Consider the following 14,702-nt stretch of genomic DNA (forward strand, 5'->3'; position numbering starts at 1 on the left):
GTGCAACGGGTTCTCGTCAGCGCATGCCTGTTGGGCCAGCCGGTGCGCTATGACGGCGGCACGGTCATCAGCGAAGGGGGCATCCTCGCACGCTGGCAGATGGAAGGGCGCGTCGTGCCGATGTGTCCGGAGATGGCTGGCGGCCTGCCGGTGCCGCGTCCGCCTGCGGAAATCCGCGGTGAGGGTGGCGGTGGGGCGGTCCTTCGTGGCCACGCCCGCGTGGTGGAGCACCATGGCCACGATGTCACCGAGGCCTTCGTGCGGGGCGCGCAACGCGCCCTGGCGGCCGCGCGCGCAGCGGGCGTCCATATCGCTGTGCTGACCGAGCAGAGCCCATCTTGCGGTTCTACGATCGTGTATGACGGAACGTTCGCCGGCCAGTTGCAGCCTGGCGAGGGCGTGACGGCCGCGCTGCTGCGCCAGCACGGCATCCGGGTGTTCAGCCAGCACCAGCTGGAAGAAGCGGCCCGCTTGCTCGACGCGCTCGACCGCGTCACTTCAGTCGGTAAAGCGTAGCGGCAAAGCGAGCTGCACGGGTTCTCCCGCTGCACTGATCACGCTGTGGCGCGCGGTAAAGAGCGGATGCTGCATCGCTTCTTCCATGCGAAGGACGGGCGTGACGCAGCAGTCTGCGTGGGCAAAGCGTGCGGTCCATTCGGCTTGCGTGGCTGTGCGGAACAGCGCAGCAAGCGCGTCGCGCATGGCGTGCGCTTCTTCTCCGCCGACCCGCTGGCCGCACGCCCAGTGCTTGTCCTTCCATTCGGGCTTGTCGATCACGTCGCACATCGTCTGCCAGAACTTCAGCTCCAGCGCGCCGACCGCCATGAAACGGTCGTCTGCGGTGCGGTAGACGCCGTAGCACGGCACGCCGCCATTGAGCAGGTCAGCACCGGCACGGCTTGCCTGGCCGCGCGTGCCGACTGCAAAGAATGCCATCAGGTTGTGCGCGAACACCGAGTCCGTCATCGACACGTCGATGTAGCGGCCGCGTCCGGTGGCGCGCGCGTCGACGAGTGCGGCGAGGATGCCGACCACCGCCGTCAGCGCACCGCCCAGCAGGTCGCCGATCTGCACATTGGGGACGATGGGCGTGCCGTCGATGCTGGTGAGCTGATCCAGCATGCCCGCATAGCCGACGTAATTGATGTCGTGGCCGGCGGCCTGGGCCAGCGGCCCATCCTGCCCATAGCCGCTGATGGAGCACATCACCAATGCAGGGTTGGCCGCACGCAGGGTTTCCCAACCTACGCCCAGGCGCGCCATCACGCCGGGGCGGAAGCTCTCGATGAGCACGTCGGCATGGCGCACGTGTTCGATGAGGGCTTCGCGGTCTTCGGCAAGCTTGAGGTCGAGGCGCAGTTCCGCCTTGCCGCGATTGAGTGAGCGAAAGAACAGGCTCGGCCGATCGGCCGCGCGGTCGGCAGGCGAGCGCAGCATATCGCGGGCGTAGTCGCCAGGGCCCGGGTCTTCGATCTTGATGACAGTCGCACCGAGGTCGGCCAGGTGGCGCGTGGCGGCGGGGCCCGGCAGCAGGCGCGTCAGGTCGAGCACGCGCACGCCCGCCAGCGGCTGGTGCTTAGCCGTGGCGGTGTCCGGCGATGGGGTCGTCGTCAAAGAGGTCTCCTCGGCCGGGCACGCCAGCCTTAATTGATTTGTTCGAGTTGTTCGTGCAGTTCGAGCCAGCGTTCTTCCAACTGTTCCAGCTCGGCGTTCAGTTCAGCCTGGCGGCGCAGGCTTTCCATCATGCGCGCCTTGTTGGCCTCTTCATACGCGGCGCCGTCGGCGAGGAAGGCTTCGACTTCGGCCTTTTCCTTCTGCAGCGGCGCCATGCGCTTTTCGATGGTGTCGACGTTCTTTTGCAGCGGCTTGCGCAGCGCATTCAGGCGCTGACGTTCAGCGGCTTCTTCGCGCTTCTGATCGCGGCGGTTGGTGGCCGGTGCACCATCCGCATCGGCCGGAGCTGCCTGTGCACTGGCGGCTGCGCGCTTGGCAGCGGCTTGCTTGAGCAGCCAGTCGCGGTAGTCGTCCAGATCGCCATCGAACGGGGCGACGGTGCCCTGGCCGACGAGCAGGAACTGGTCGGTCGTGGCGCGCAGCAGATGCCGGTCGTGCGAGACGAGGATCAGCGTGCCGTCGAACTGGGCGAGTGCCATCGTCAACGCTTCGCGCGTGTCGAGATCCAGGTGGTTGGTCGGTTCATCGAGCAGCAGCAGGTTGGGGCGCTGCCAGACGATCAGGGCGAGTGCCAGGCGCGCCTTCTCGCCGCCAGAAAACGGCTCGATGGGCGAGGTCGCCATATCGCCGCGGAAGTTGAAGCTGCCGAGAAAGTCGCGCAGTTCCTGCTCGCGCACGTCGGGCGCCAGGCGCGCCAGGTGCAGCAGCGGCGAGGCGTGATCGTCCAGCGTTTCGAGCTGGTGCTGGGCAAAGTAGCCGATCTGCAGGCCCTTGCCGCGCCGGATCGTGCCGGACAGGGGCGCCAGCGTTTCGGCCAGCGTTTTTACCAGCGTCGACTTGCCCTGGCCGTTGGCACCCAGCAGGCCAATGCGCTGGCCCGTCTGGATCGAGAACGTCAGGTGTTTGAGGATGGTGATGGGCTCATCAGCGCTCGGGCCCGGATAGCCGCAATCGACGCCTTCAAACGTGAGCATCGGGTTGGGCGCCGCCTCAGGTTCGCGAAATTCGAACGAGAAGCCCGCCGCCGCATGCACGGGCGCGAGGCGCTCCATGCGCTCCAGCGCCTTGACGCGGCTCTGCGCCTGCTTGGCCTTGCTGGCTTTGGCCTTGAAGCGTGTGATGAACGATTCGAGATGCGCGATCTGCTTCTGCTGCCGCGCGTACGACGCTTCCTGCAGCGCCATCTGCTGCAGGCGTTGCGTCTCGAACTGCGTGTAGTTGCCGCCGTAGCGTTTGAGCTTCTGGTTTTCGATATGCAGCGTGACGTTGCACACGCCGTCGAGGAATTCGCGGTCGTGCGAAATCATGACCAGCGTGCCGGCGTAGCGCGACAGCCAGTCTTCCAGCCAGACCACGGCGTCCAAATCCAGGTGGTTGGTCGGCTCATCGAGCAGCAGCAGGTCGGACGGACACATCAGCGCCTGGGCCAGATTCAGACGCATGCGCCAGCCGCCCGAGAAGCTCGCCACCGGCTGCGTGGTCTGCGCCATCGTGAAACCGAGGCCGAGCAGCAGCGCCTGCGCGCGCGCCGGTGCGGTGTAGCCGTCGGCATCGGCGAAAGCGGTGTGGGCTTCAGCTTGCGCGTGGCCGTCGTGCGCGGCTTCTGCTGCGGCGAGACGGCGTTCGATGTCGCGCAGGCGGGTGTCGCCGTCGAGCGTGTAGTCGAGCGCGCTGCGGTCGACTGCGGGGGTTTCCTGCGCCACGTGCGCGACCTGCCAGGTAGGCGGGATGGCGACTTCGCCGCCGTCGGCGTGCAGCTCGCCGCGCAGCATGGAAAACAGCGTGGATTTGCCGCTGCCGTTCACGCCGACAAGGCCGACCCGTTCACCGGGGTTGAGGGTGGCGGAGGCGTGGTCGAACAGCACCTTGGTGCCGCGCTGGAGGACGAGGTCGTCGAATCGGATCACGAAAAACTGCGCTTGAAGGCAAATCGGAGAAGGGTGCGATTGTAGCGTGCTGCGTCGCACGATCCTGGCGCCTTAGGGCCTTTTAGGGGCGTTTGGACTGGTGTATTGCACCGTGACGAGGCCGCGCTCGCCCCCAATCTGTGCGCGAGCCTTGGACCTAGGGAAAACCATAGGCCTTCATGAAAGTTTTTTTCTTTACACGGTTAATTCGTGAAAATACATTTACACAAAATTTTCACGGCCCAGAAACATGGCGAAATCCACCAGCAAGCGTACGGATGTGTCGAAAGGCGCATTTGCCGACGATGCGACGGTCTCCGAGCGCATTGGGGCGGCCCTGGCCACGCTCACGCCGGCGCACCAGCGCATGGCGGAATACGTGCTGGCGAACCCGTTCCGCGCGGCCACCATGCGCATCGACGAGTTTGCCGCCGCGGTGGACATGTCGATTGCCACGGCCAATCGCTTTGCGCTGGCGCTGGGCTTTGATGGCTATCCGCAGTTCCGTGCCGGGCTGCTGCGCGGCTTCGAGGCGACGCTCGCGCCGGTGGAAAAACTGCGCCACGAGCTGGCACGCCCGGCCACCAGCGCGGAGATCTTCGCCGCCTCACTCAACGAAGATATCGCCAACCTCGACGCTACGCGCCGCATGCTCGACCCCGCAGCGTGTGAGCGCGCGGTCGATGCCATCTTGGGCGCGCAACGCATCTACGTGATGGGCTTTGGGGCGAGCGGTTACCTGGCGGGCCTGCTGCGCCACGGTCTGGACCTGTACTGCGACACGGTGATCTCCGTCTCGCAGCCCGGCGGCGCCTCCGATGCCGCGCGCCACCTGCGCAAGATCGGCGCGAAGGATCTGCTGATCGCCATCGCATTCCCGCGCTATGCGGCCGACACCATCACCCTGTGCAAGCAAGCCGGCGAGCAGGGCTGCCAGGTGCTGGCGTTGACCGACAGCCCGACTTCGCCGCTTGCTCCGCTGGCTGACATTGCGCTGTACGCGCGCACGGAGCGGCAGTTCTCCGCCACGTCCGACACGGCTGCGGTGGCGCTGTTCGAGGCGCTCTGCGGCGCGGTTGCGCATCGCTCTGCGCATTCGCTGGAATCGGCCGAGCGACTCACTGAATTCGTGCTGCCGTGGCTGCATACCGCCCCAGCGCACCGCGCCAACGATGCCGCAGGCACCCCCGGCACACCGACGACCACCCGACGCGGCCGCAAACGCACCGCTGAAAACTGATTGACATCGAGCCACGCATGACTACGCCCATCCTCGCCATCCACGGCGGCGCCGGCACCATTACCCGCACGGCCATGAGTGCCGACAAGGAAGCCGCTTACCAACAAGCGCTCCATGACATCCTGGCCGCTGGGCAGCGCATTCTCATGGACGGCGGCAGCGCGCTGGATGCCGTGACCGAAGCGGTGCGCCTGCTCGAAGAGTGCCCGCTGTTCAACGCCGGCAAGGGCGCGGTGCTCACCAGCGCCGGCACGTACGAACTCGATGCGTCGATCATGGATGGCGCCACGCTGGCTGCCGGCGCGGTCACCTGCGTCAAGCGCCTGCGCAACCCGATCCTCGCCGCTCGCGCCGTGATGGAGCGCAGCGAACACGTGTTGTTCACCTCCGAAGGCGCCGAGGCCTTCGCACAGGCGCAGGGCCTGGAGTTTGTCGAGTCCGACTACTACCACACCGAAGCGCGCTACGCCCAATGGCAGCGCGCCCGCCAGCAGGACGGCATGGCGCTGCTCGATCACGATGCCGCGTCGCTCGTGGCCAAGGAAGCCGCACCCATCGACCCGGACAGCAAGTTCGGCACCGTGGGCGCCGTGGCATGCGACGCGCAAGGGCGCCTGGCGGCCGCCACCTCCACGGGCGGCGTCACCAACAAGAAGGTCGGCCGCGTGGGCGATACGCCCATCGTTGGCGCGGGCTGCTTTGCCAACAACGTGGCGGCGGTGTCGTGCACGGGCACGGGCGAGATGTTCATGCGCGCCGTAGCTGCCTACGACGTTGCCGCGCAGATGGAATACGCCGGCAAGTCATTGGCCGATGCAACCGACGACGTGGTCATGCGCAAGCTGATGGCCATCAATGGCCGCGGTGGCCTGATCGCCGTGGATGCGCAGGGCAACGTCGCGTTGCCGTTCAACACCGAAGGGATGTACCGCGGGTTCGCACGCGGCGCGCAGGTGCCCGTTGTGTCGATCTATCGGTAAGAAGCCGAACCCGCCAAGCCGGACAGCAGGAGATTTGTCGTGACAGCAACCAAACAGCCCAGTGCCAGCAGCGTCATTGCCATGCCCGATCAGCGCGTCGTGCAAGTGCAAGACCTGAGTGTGCGCTTTGCCACGTCCGAGCGCGTGGTCGACGCGGTGCGCAACCTGTCGTTCCACGTCGACCGGGGTGAGACGCTGGCCGTGGTGGGCGAATCGGGTTCGGGCAAGTCGGTGACGTCGCTGGCGCTGATGCGGCTGGTGGAGCACGGCGGCGGCAAGATCATCGGCGGGCAGATGCATCTGCGCCGCCGCAACGGCGAAGTGCTGGACCTGGCCAGCGCCAGCCCCGCTGCCATGCGCGGCGTGCGCGGCGCCGACATCGCGATGATCTTCCAGGAGCCGATGACCTCGCTCAACCCCGTGTTTACCGTGGGCGAGCAGATTGCCGAATCGATTCGTCTGCACCAGGGCAAGACGCATAGTCAGGCCAAGGCCGAGGCGCTGCGCATGCTGGAGCTGGTGCGCATTCCGGAAGCGCGCAACGTGCTGGGGCGCTATCCGCACCAACTGTCGGGCGGCATGCGCCAGCGCGTGATGATTGCGATGGCGCTGTCATGCAAGCCGTCGCTGCTGATTGCGGATGAGCCGACCACCGCGCTGGACGTGACGATCCAGGCCGAAATCCTGCAACTGATCCGCGCGCTGCAGCAGGAGCTGCACATGGCCGTGGTGTTCATCACGCACGACATGGGTGTGGTGGCGGAAGTCGCCGACCGCGTGCTCGTGATGTACAAGGGCGATCGCGTGGAAGAGGGCCCGTCGGCCACCGTGTTTGCGCAGCCCGCGCATCCGTATACGCGTGCGTTGCTGTCGGCGGTGCCGCGCCTGGGCTCGATGCAGGGCACCGATGGGCCGGCGCGTTTTCCGCTGTTGCGTGTGGATGGCACGGCTGCTGCGGTGGATACGACACCGCAACCGGCGGCGTCGCACGATGTGCAACCCATTTTGCGTGTGCGTGATCTCGTCACGCGCTTTGACGTGCCCACGGGCATCTTCGGCCGCGTCACGCGCCGGGTGCATGCGGTGGAGCAGGTCAGTTTTGATCTCTACCCTGGTGAGACCCTGGCGCTGGTCGGCGAATCGGGCTGCGGCAAGTCGACGACGGGACGGTCACTCTTGCGTCTGGTGGACAGCCAGAGCGGCAGCATCGAATTTGCCGGCCAGAACATCGGCGAGTTGAAGGGGCCCGCGCTCCAGACGCTGCGCCGAAACATCCAGTTCATCTTCCAGGACCCATTCGCCTCGCTGGACCCGCGCGTGCCGGTCGGCTACTCCATCATGGAGCCGCTGCTGGTGCACAAGGTGGCCTCCGGCAAAGAGGCGCAGCAACGCGTGGAATGGCTGCTCGACAAGGTGGGCCTGCAGGCCGCACATGCGTCGCGCTATCCGCACGAATTCTCGGGTGGCCAGCGCCAGCGCATCTGCATTGCGCGCGCGTTGGCGTTGAACCCGAAGGTGGTGATTGCCGATGAGTCTGTGTCCGCGCTGGACGTGTCGATCCAGGCGCAGATCGTCAACCTGATGCTCGACCTGCAGAAGGAATTTGGCGTTGCGTTCCTGTTCATCTCGCATGACATGGCGGTGGTGGAGCGCATCAGCCATCGCGTGGCGGTGATGTACCTCGGCCAGATCGTCGAGATCGGCCCGCGCCGCGCCATCTTCGAAAACCCGCAGCACGCCTATACGAAGAAGCTGATGTCTGCGGTGCCGATTGCGGACCCGGCGCGCCGTCACCTGAAGCGTGAACTTTCCACGCACGAAATTCCCAGCCCGATCCGTGCCGTTGGCGACCTGCCGGTGGTGCAGCCGTTGGTGCAAGTGGCGCCAGACCACTTTGTTGCCCGCCATTCGATTGGCGGCGCTTATTGAATGCAGTGAGACGTCATCTTTGATGAGGAGGAAGGAAATGTTCAATCGCTTTGCCCACCGAGTCGCATTCGGCCCGCGCGCAGCCATGGTTGCCAGCGGCCTGGCCCTGGCGGCATTCACCATGCCGGCCTTTGCCGCCAAGGACGCCGTGATGGCGGTCTACTCGACCTTCACCACGATGGACCCGTACGACGCCAACGACACGCTGTCGTTCAGCGCCGCCAAGTCGTTCTATCAAGGCCTGTTCGGCTTCGACAAGGACATGAAGCTCGTCAACGTGCTGTGCGACAGCTACGACGTCAGCAAGGACGGCCTGGTCTACACGTTCAAGCTGCACAAGGGTGTGAAGTTCCACGACGGCACCACGTTTGATGCCAACGCCGTCAAGGCCAACCTGGACCGCGTGACGGACCCGGCCAACAAGCTCAAGCGCTACACCTTGTTCAACCGTGTCGCCAAGACCGAAGTGGTGGACCCGTACACCGCGCGCGTGACGCTCAAGGAGCCGTTCTCGCCGTTCATCAACGTGCTGGCGCACCCGTCGGCCGCGATGATTTCGCCCACGGCACTCAAGAAGTACGGCAAGGACATTGCTTTCCACCCGGTCGGCACCGGCCCGTTCGAGTTTGTCGAGTGGAAGCAGACCGATGATCTGAAGGGCAAGAAATTCGCCGGCTACTGGAAGCACGGGCTGCCCAAGATCGACACCATCACGTGGAAGCCGGTGGTGGACAACAACACGCGCGCCACCGTCATGCAGACGGGCGAGGCGGATTTCGCGTTCAGCATTCCGTTCGAGCAGGCGGCCGTTCTTAAGAACAGCCCGAAGGTGGACCTGATCGCCGCGCCTTCCATCATCCAGCGTTACGTGTCGTTCAACACGCGCGTCAAGCCGTTCGACAATCCGAAGGTGCGTCAGGCCATCAACTACGCCATCAACAAGGATGCGCTGACCAAGGTGGCGTTCTCGGGTTATGCCGTGCCAGCCGACGGCGTGGTGCCGCAGGGCGTGGATTACGCGGTCAAGCTGGGCCCGTGGCCGTACAACCCGGCCAAGGCGAAAGAGCTGCTGAAGGAAGCGGGCTACCCGAACGGCTTCGAGACGCAACTGTGGTCGGCCTACAACCACACGACGGCGCAGAAGATCATCCAGTTCGTGCAGCAGCAACTGGCCCAGGTCGGCATCAAGGCTCAGGTGCAGGCGCTGGAAGCCGGCCAGCGCGTCGAGCGCGTGGAAAGCGTGCCCAAGCCGGAAGACGCCGGCGTGCGCATGTACTACGCAGGCTGGTCGTCGTCGACGGGTGAATCGGATTGGGCACTCCGTCCGCTGCTGGCTTCGGAGTCGATGCCGCCCAAATCGTTGAACACGGCGTACTACAAGAACGACCAGGTCGATGCCGACATTGCCGGCGCACTGCGCACCACCGATCGTGCCGAGAAGTCGAAGTTCTACACCGACGCCCAGAAGCGTATCTGGGAAGACGCGCCCTGGGCCTTCCTGGTGACCGAGAAGATCGTCTACGCGCGTTCGAAGCGCCTCTCGGGTGCCTACCTGGCACCGGACGGCTCGTTCAGCTTCGACGACATCGACATCAAGCAGTAAGTCTCATTGCCGTACCGGCCCGCGCAGCCGTTGCGCGGGCCGTTGAATTGCCGCCTGCGGTGGATTTGCCATGCTGAACTACTTCATTAAACGTGTGCTGGGCGTGATCCCGACACTGCTGATCGTGGCAGTGCTGGTGTTCCTGTTCGTGCACCTGCTGCCGGGTGATCCGGCCCGGCTCGCGGCCGGCCCCGAGGCCGATGACGTGACCGTTGGCTTGGTGCGCAAAGACCTGGGCCTGGACAAGCCGATGCACGAGCAGTTCGTGCGCTTCTTCGCCAACGCCGTGCGCGGCGAGTTCGGCAACTCGATCCGTACCAAGCGTCCGGTGAGCGAAGAGATCGGAGATCGCTTCATGCCGACGCTGAACCTGACGATTGCGAGCATGGTGTGGGCGGTGATCTTCGGGATGGCCATCGGCATTGCTTCGGCCGTGTGGCGCAACAAGTGGCCGGATCGCCTGGGCATGACGCTGGCTGTGTCGGGGATTTCGTTTCCGGCTTTCGCGCTGGGCATGCTGCTGATGGAAGTGTTCTCGGTGCAGCTCGGTTGGCTGCCGTCCATCGGCGCCGAGAGCTGGAAACACTACATCCTGCCTTCGCTCACGCTGGGTGCTGCGGTGGCTGCCGTGATGGCGCGCTTCACTCGCGCTTCGTTTGTCGAAGTGCTGCAGGAAGATTTTGTGCGCACCGCCCGGGCCAAGGGCGTGCGCGAAACGGTGGTCGTCATCAAGCATTGCCTGCGCAACGCGATGATTCCCGTGGTGACCATGATGGGGCTGCAGTTCGGCTTCCTGCTGGGCGGCTCGATCGTGGTGGAGAAGGTGTTCAACTGGCCGGGCCTCGGTCGGCTGCTGGTGGATTCAGTGGAGATGCGCGATTACCCCGTCATCCAGGCCGAGGTGCTCCTGTTCTCGCTGGAATTCATCCTGATCAACCTGGTGGTGGACGTGCTCTACACGATCATCAATCCGACCATCCGCTACAAGAAGTAAGGAGACCGCCATGACACAGGCAACAAGCGTGGCGGTCGCGCCGAAAACCGCTGCAGAGCCCGTCCGCACGCCGTGGAGCGAGTTCTGGCGCAAGTTCCGCAAGCAGCATCTGGCGATGGGCGCCGGTGTGTTCGTGATCGCGCTGGTATTGATCGCCATCCTCGCGCCGCACATCGTGCCGTTCGATCCGGAAAACTATTTCGACTACGACGCGCTCAACGCGGGGCCGTCGGCGCAGCACTGGTTCGGCGTCGATTCGCTGGGCCGCGACATCTTCAGCCGCATCCTGATGGGCACGCGCATCTCGCTGGAAGCGGGCTTCGTGTCGGTCATCATCGGCGCCATCGTGGGCACCGTGCTCGGCCTGCTCGCCGGTTACTACGAAGGCTGGTGGGACCGCATCGTCATGCGCATCTCCGACGTGCTGTTCGCCTTCCCGGGCATCCTGCTGGCGATCGGCATTGTGGCTATCCTGGGCAACGGCATGATGAACGTCGTTTTTGCCGTGGCGGTGTTCAGCATCCCGGCATTTGCGCGGCTGGTGCGCGGCAACACGCTCATGCTCAAGCACCTGACGTATGTGGAAGCTGCACGCAGCATCGGCGCGTCGGACTGGACCATCATCATGCGGCACATCCTGCCGGGCACGATTTCGTCCATCGTCGTGTACTTCTCGATGCGGATCGGCACCTCGATCATCACCGCCGCCAGCCTCTCGTTCCTGGGCCTGGGCGCACAACCGCCCACGCCGGAGTGGGGCGCGATGCTCAACGAGGCACGCGCCGACATGGTGACGGCACCGCACGTGGCCATCTTCCCGAGTTTGGCGATCTTCCTGACCGTGCTGGCATTCAACCTGCTGGGCGACGGACTGCGCGACGCGCTGGATCCGAAGATCGACCGTCGCTGAGATGACGCACCTCACCATTCCACACATCGGCGTGCTGCCTGCCGGTGCGCGCAACAGCATCACCGACGTGGCGGGCGTCGGCGTCGGCCACGCCACGATTGCCGGCGGCGACATCCAGACCGGCGTGACCGTGGTGCGCCCGCATGCGGGTGACCCGTTCCTCGACAAGGTGCCCGCGGCCAGCGTGGTGCTCAACGGCTTCGGCAAGAGCATCGGCCTGGTGCAGGTGGATGAGCTGGGCGTGCTGGAAACGCCGATCGCGCTGACCAACACGTTCGCCGTGGGCGCTGTGGCGCAGGCGCAGATCCGCCAGGCCGTTGCAGCCAACCCGCAGATCGGTCGCACATGGTCGACTGTCAATCCGCTCGTCTTCGAATGCAATGACGGCTATCTGAACGACCTGCAGGCGTTTGCCGTGCAGGACGTGCACTACGACGCGGCCTACGCTGCGGCAGCCCAAACGTTCGAGCAGGGCGCGGTCGGGGCAGGGCGCGGGATGTCATCGTTCGGCGTGAAGGGCGGCATCGGTTCTGCGTCGCGCGTGGTCACGCTTGCCGACGGCGCCCAACGCACGGTCGGCGCGCTGGTGCTGTCCAACTTTGGCGTGATGCAGAACCTGACACTTGCGGGACGCGGTGTGGGAGAGGCGCTGGCGAAAGGGCTGGCCGCCGTTGCCCCAGAGCCCGAGAAAGGCTCGATCATCATGCTGCTCGCCACCGATGCGCCGCTGGACGCCCGCCAGTTGCGCCGCCTCGCCTTGCGCGCGGGCGCAGGCCTGGCGCGTACCGGCTCCGTCTTCGGCCATGGCAGCGGCGATATCGCGCTGGCGTTCTCCACCGCCTACACCGTGCCGCACGAAGGCACACGCGCCATGCCGGCCGTCGCCATGACCCACGAATCGCACCTCGACCCGCTGTTCCAGGCCGCCGCCGACAGCGTCGAACAAGCCATCGTGCACGCGCTGTTCCACGCGACCGCCGTCACCGGCCGAGACGGCAACACGCGCCGCGCCCTGACCGAATTGCTCTGACCTGACTCCATGCGCATCCTGATTTCCGCCGACATTGAAGGCGTGGCCAACGTGTTCCACCCCGAGCAAACGCGTGCCGGTAACGCTGAGTACGAACGCGCCCGCCGCTGGATGACTGCAGAAGCCGACGCAGCTGTTCGCGGCGCCTTCGATGGTGGCGCCACTGACGTACTCGTCAACGATTCGCACGGCGGCTTCCGCAACCTCATCCCCGATTCCATCGACCGCCGCGCACGCTTCGTTCTCGGCAAGCCGCGCTACCTCAGCATGATGGCCGGCGTGGACGGCTGCGACGCCGTCTGCATGATCGGCTACCACGCGCGCGCGGGCAGCCGCGGCGTGTTGGCACACACCATCAACAGCTTCGCGTTTGCGCGCGTCTGGTTCAACGAGCAGGAACTGGGCGAAGCCGGCCTCTACGGCGCCCTAGCCGGCGAGCGCGGTGTGCCGGTGGCCGTTGCCAGCGGCGACGACGTGTTCATCAAGGAAACCAAGCCGCTGCTGCCGCACACCACGTTTGTCGAGACCAAGCAGGCCGAAGGCCAGAACGCCGGCACGTCGCTCTCGCCTGAGCAATCGTGCGACGCCATCTACGCGGCGGTGAAGGCAACGGTACAGCGCGGGCACTTCAGCATGCCGCTGCGCCTGCAGGCACCGATCGTGTGCCGGCTGCAAACGCAAACGCCCGCACAGGCCGACCTGTTCTGCCAATGGCCCGCCTTGGAACGCGTCGACGGCACGATGCTGCGCTTCGCGGCCGATTCGGTCGAGCACGCCGTGCGCATGCTCAACAGCCTCTCTGCCATGTCAGCGATGCTCCGCTGAGAAAGGTGTGGCGCAAGTCATGGCGCCATCCCACGCACTCAGACGGTTTGGCCGTTGATGCCCTAGATGGCGCCTTGAATTTTTGTAAGCGGGCGGAAAAAAGACGGGGAACTGTCTGAGCGCAGCGAGTTTTCCCCGTCTCCGCCCAGTTACATAAATTCAAGGGGAAGTCGCCATCTCGGGCGCGCCTTTCTTTGCTTACTTTCTTTGGCAAGACAAAGAAAGTGAGTCGCCCCCGGCAGGGGACGAAACAGGGATAGACCAAAAACGCACATCGCAGCGTAAACTTCAGGACACCCAACCCCGAAGGAGCCCCCATGACCCGCGCACTCACACTCGGCATGCTGCTGTGTGCGCTAGCACTAACGGCCTGCGACCGCCGCCCGTCCCCGGCCAATCCGCCCACGCCGCAGACGTCGAAGGCCGAAAAGGCCGCAGCCGCCCTGGCCAAGGCGGCTGCCGAGTTCAAATGCCCATCCCCATCCGGCCGCTTCCTCGTCGACGATGGCACCAACCGCGGCCCCAACCAGCCCGTGCGGACCAACTGCACAACCGCCTACGCCACCTGCGACGCGCAGTCGCACGCTGCCTTCGACCACTGCCCGAGCGGCCAGGTGTTCGACAAGCGCTTTTCCATGTGCGTCGTGAAGGACGCGTGCGACGAGATGGTGTCGTGACGCCCATCGGGATGGGCGTCTGACGGCGTCAAAGCGCCTCGCGCGTGACCAGGAATACTTGGTCTTCGCCTGCGCTGGTCGGCAGCCAGACCATGTCAAGGTCGGGGAACGCCGCTTCAACGTTTTCGCGCTCGTTGCCGATCTCGACAACTAGCACGCCGTGCGGCTTCAGATGGCGTGGCGCATCGGCCAGAATGCGACGCACGATATCCATACCGTCGGTGCCGCCGGCCAGGGCCATGCGTGGCTCGGCGCGGTATTCGGGTGGCAGCGCCTGCATCGACGCCTCGTTCACGTACGGCGGGTTCGTCAGGATCACGTCGTAATGCACGCCCGGCGGCAGCGGCGCATACAGGTCGCCTTCGTGCAGGCGGATGCGCTCTTCCAGGTGGTAATCGGCGACGTTGCGATTGGCCACAACCAGTGCGTCCGGCGACAGGTCCACCGCGTCGATGGTCGCATTGGGCCATTGCAGCGCCGCCAGGATCGACAGGCAGCCCGAGCCGGTGCACAGCTCCAGCACGTCGGTCGGGCCGTCCTCCTGGTCAATCCACGGTTCCAGCCCGTCTTCGAGCAATTCTCCGATGAAGCTGCGCGGCACGATCACGCGCTCGTCCACGTAGAAGCGCATGCCGTGCATGAACGCCTCGCGCGTGATGTACGCGGCGGGCACGCGGTCGACGGCACGGCGCTCGATCACCTTCAGCACGGCGGCCACTTCTTCGGGCAGCAGGCGCGCGTCCATGAACGGCTCCAGCGTGTCGATCGGCAGGTGCAGCGTGTGCAGGATCAGGTAAGCGGCTTCGTCGTAGGCGTTTTCGCTGCCATGGCCGAAAACAAGGCCGGCGGCGGTGAAGCGCGAAACGGCGTAGCGCAGCAGATCGCGGACGGTGGTGAACGGGTGGGAGGCGGGGAGGGTAGGCGTGGTCATGG

The 14,702-nt window shown here is 65.4% G+C and carries 13 protein-coding genes; 10 read left to right on the plus strand and 3 right to left on the minus strand.

All coding sequences use genetic code 11. From position 1 onward, the window contains the following. Nucleotides 1-516 (plus strand): 2-thiouracil desulfurase family protein, encoded by a 516-nt coding sequence (locus tag R2N03_RS05640; protein WP_316656042.1) that lies wholly within the window; start codon nucleotides 1-3, stop codon nucleotides 514-516. Here R2N03_RS05640 and R2N03_RS05645 read toward each other — a convergent pair. Then, the gene (locus R2N03_RS05645) at nucleotides 499-1,614 is read right to left on the minus strand and encodes a CaiB/BaiF CoA transferase family protein (protein WP_316656044.1); all 1,116 of its coding nucleotides are present in this window, start codon (nucleotides 1,612-1,614) and stop codon (nucleotides 499-501) included. The two genes, R2N03_RS05640 and R2N03_RS05645, sit on opposite strands and share 18 nt — an antisense overlap. A 29-nt stretch (nucleotides 1,615-1,643) precedes the next feature. Further along, nucleotides 1,644-3,581, minus strand: coding sequence for an ATP-binding cassette domain-containing protein (locus tag R2N03_RS05650; RefSeq protein ID WP_316656046.1), 1,938 nt, complete (start codon nucleotides 3,579-3,581; stop codon nucleotides 1,644-1,646). Nucleotides 3,582-3,831: 250 nt separating this feature from the next. Between R2N03_RS05650 and R2N03_RS05655 the strand changes: the two genes are divergently transcribed. The 9 genes from R2N03_RS05655 (at nucleotide 3,832) to R2N03_RS05695 (ending at nucleotide 13,769) form a co-directional block, all read left to right on the plus strand. Continuing rightward, a complete protein-coding gene (locus R2N03_RS05655) occupies nucleotides 3,832-4,821 on the plus strand; it encodes a MurR/RpiR family transcriptional regulator (protein ID WP_316656048.1) in 990 nt (329 codons plus the stop codon). A gap of 17 nt (nucleotides 4,822-4,838) precedes the next feature. Beyond that, complete coding sequence (locus tag R2N03_RS05660) at nucleotides 4,839-5,801, plus strand: isoaspartyl peptidase/L-asparaginase family protein (protein ID WP_316656051.1); 963 nt, start codon at nucleotides 4,839-4,841, stop codon at nucleotides 5,799-5,801. An 81-nt stretch (nucleotides 5,802-5,882) separates the two neighbouring features. Then, on the plus strand, nucleotides 5,883-7,730 hold the full coding sequence (locus R2N03_RS05665) for a dipeptide ABC transporter ATP-binding protein (RefSeq protein ID WP_428984368.1): 1,848 nt from the start codon (nucleotides 5,883-5,885) through the stop codon (nucleotides 7,728-7,730). A gap of 37 nt (nucleotides 7,731-7,767) precedes the next feature. Next, entirely contained in the window at nucleotides 7,768-9,333 is a 1,566-nt protein-coding gene (gene gsiB, locus R2N03_RS05670) for a glutathione ABC transporter substrate-binding protein GsiB (RefSeq protein ID WP_316656054.1), read from the plus strand. A 70-nt stretch (nucleotides 9,334-9,403) separates the two neighbouring features. Then, entirely contained in the window at nucleotides 9,404-10,327 is a 924-nt protein-coding gene (gsiC, locus tag R2N03_RS05675) for a glutathione ABC transporter permease GsiC (protein WP_232042695.1), read from the plus strand. A 10-nt stretch (nucleotides 10,328-10,337) separates the two neighbouring features. After that, entirely contained in the window at nucleotides 10,338-11,237 is a 900-nt protein-coding gene (gsiD, locus tag R2N03_RS05680) for a glutathione ABC transporter permease GsiD (RefSeq protein ID WP_316656061.1), read from the plus strand. 1 nt (nucleotide 11,238) lies between these two features. After that, nucleotides 11,239-12,267, plus strand: a complete 1,029-nt coding sequence (locus R2N03_RS05685) for a DmpA family aminopeptidase (RefSeq protein ID WP_316656063.1) — start codon at nucleotides 11,239-11,241, stop codon at nucleotides 12,265-12,267. Between the two features lie 9 nt (nucleotides 12,268-12,276). Next, entirely contained in the window at nucleotides 12,277-13,092 is an 816-nt protein-coding gene (locus tag R2N03_RS05690) for a M55 family metallopeptidase (RefSeq protein ID WP_316656065.1), read from the plus strand. Between the two features lie 317 nt (nucleotides 13,093-13,409). Next, nucleotides 13,410-13,769: a chitin-binding domain-containing protein gene (locus R2N03_RS05695; RefSeq protein ID WP_316656067.1), complete on the plus strand. Its 360-nt coding sequence runs from the start codon at nucleotides 13,410-13,412 to the stop codon at nucleotides 13,767-13,769. Between the two features lie 28 nt (nucleotides 13,770-13,797). Here R2N03_RS05695 and prmB read toward each other — a convergent pair whose 3' ends face one another. Further along, nucleotides 13,798-14,700, minus strand: a complete 903-nt coding sequence (prmB, locus tag R2N03_RS05700) for a 50S ribosomal protein L3 N(5)-glutamine methyltransferase (RefSeq protein ID WP_316656069.1) — start codon at nucleotides 14,698-14,700, stop codon at nucleotides 13,798-13,800. Between the last annotated feature and the right edge of the window lie 2 nt (nucleotides 14,701-14,702).

The organism is Ralstonia condita, from assembly GCF_958405655.1.
GTDB lineage: Bacteria > Pseudomonadota > Gammaproteobacteria > Burkholderiales > Burkholderiaceae > Ralstonia > Ralstonia condita.